The 719-nt window shown below is 46.3% G+C and carries 1 protein-coding gene; it reads left to right on the top strand.

What is annotated here, in order from left to right; translation table 11 throughout:
• The coding region (locus AC3E8G_RS10265; protein WP_490677652.1) for a MucBP domain-containing protein at positions 1–719 on the top strand (719 nt) is incomplete at both ends.

Genomic DNA, 719 nt, shown 5'->3' with positions numbered 1-719 from the left:
ACCAGCGGGTAACTACACAGTCGGTGAAGTAGATGACGAGGGTCACCTTAAATCTACAGACCCTACAACCGGTAAGGTTATCGAAGGCGATAAGAACGTCACCTACGTATACAAATTGAAGGAAACCCCAGCAGAGCCTAAGGGTAACGTCTACGTACACTATGTAGATACAGAAGGTAAGACCATCAAGTCAGATGTGACGGATGAAGATGCTCAACCAGTAGACAAAGACTACGATACAGTGGTAGACAACCGTCCGCAAGAGATCGAATTCGAAGGTAAGACTTATGAATTGGTTCCAGCAGGTACCTACACAGTTGGTGAAGTGGATGACCAAGGTCACCTCAAGTCAACTGACCCAACAACCGGTAAGGTCATCGAAGGCGATAAGAACGTCACCTACGTATACAAATTGAAGGAAACCCCAGCTGAACCTAAGGGTAATGTTTATGTTCACTATGTAGATACAGAAGGCAAGACCATCAAGTCAGATGTGACGGACGAAGACGCTCAACCAGTGGACAAGGACTACGACACAGTGGTAGACAATCGTCCACAAGAGATCGAATTCGAAGGCAAGACTTATGAATTGGTTCCAGCAGGTACCTACACAGTTGGTGAAGTAGATGACCAAGGTCACCTCAAGTCAACTGACCCAACAACCGGTAAGGTCATCGAAGGCGATAAGAACGTCACCTACGTATACAAACTGAAGGAAC

The sequence above is a fragment of the Streptococcus sp. SCPM-O-B-15294 (M123) genome, assembly GCF_058200455.1.
This window is presented reverse-complemented; position numbering and strand designations above follow the sequence as displayed.